The 1168-nt window shown below is 66.9% G+C and carries 1 pseudogene; it reads right to left on the bottom strand.

The features are described 5' to 3' along the window. Positions 1-1168: pseudogene (locus tag MOV75_RS39000) on the bottom strand (tetratricopeptide repeat protein); the annotation flags it as partial.

Below are 1168 nucleotides of genomic sequence, written 5' to 3'. Positions count from 1 at the left end.
GAGCCGGCCGCGCAGCACGGCGAAGCCGGGCGCTGCCTCGGGCGGGACACCCACCACTTCGAGTTCGCTGCGGCGCTTGGAGGCGCCGGCATAATCCTTCACCTCGAGCGAAGCGCGCATCGCGTCCATCGTCACGATGCGCTGGATGTCGAGGGGCAGCGAGGCAATGGCGAATTCGACGTTCTTGAACTTCTCGCGCGCGTCCGCCCATTTGCCCTGGCGCGCATAGGCGAGCGCCTTCCAGAGCTGGGAGTCGTGGCTGTTGCCGATCACGGGATTGGCGAGGTCCTTCAGACCCTGCGCCGGCCGGCCGATCAGGATGCTGGCGATCGCATGCATGATCAACGCGCCGCTCTCCTCCTTGTTGAGCGGATCGCTCAACATCAATTCGGTCACGGCCTTGGCCTCGTGATACATCGCGCGCGACATGTAGAACTGCGCAAGATCGAGCCGCGGCAGCGAGCGCAGCGCCGGTTCGACGTTGGAGATCGCCGTCATCAGCTCGTTTTGGCGCGTCACGAAATTTTCCGACTGGCCCTTGCGCCAGCCTTCGGGGCTGAAGACCGGGCGCACCGCGGTCGGGGCGCGCTCGGCCGAGATGTCGACCGGCGACAGCGTCAATCCGCCCTTCTTGCCGAGGATCACCTTGTCGGAGCCGACCTCGACGCCGACCTCGTCGGAGTTCGGCCGGACCGCGATGCCGTGCGCGGATTCCAGCAGCGAGAGATCGACGAGGTCCTGCCGCTTGATGAAGCCGCGCACCGGCCGCTGCCCGGTGACGACATAGAGCGTGTCGCCGGCGTCGGGATCGGTGAGCTTGTGCAGGACGCCCGGATTGGCAAAGTGGATCGCGATGTTGGCGAGCGCGGGGTCGGTGATGTTACGCGACATCATCAGCGGCAGCGGCGTCGTCTGGATCTTGTCGGCCAGCGTCAAGAGCCAATTGGTCTCCTTGCCGACCTCTTCGCTCGCCAGCGAGTAGACCAGCGGGCGGGTGAGACGGATGCGCAGCGCCTGTCCCTTCTCCAGCGGGACGCGGCCGACCTCGCCGATCATCGCGCCGCCCCTGGCGCGGATCGCCTCGACATCGATCGGCTTCGGTGTATCGAAGACCAGCCAGACGGTGTCGCCGCGGCGGAACGCCGCCGCGGGCGTTGCGACCTGGATC

It is taken from the genome of Bradyrhizobium sp. PRIMUS42 (assembly GCF_023006515.1).
Taxonomy (GTDB): Bacteria; Pseudomonadota; Alphaproteobacteria; order Rhizobiales; family Xanthobacteraceae; genus Bradyrhizobium.
Note: the sequence above shows the minus strand (reverse complement) of the source record. Positions and strands in the feature narration are given on the sequence as shown.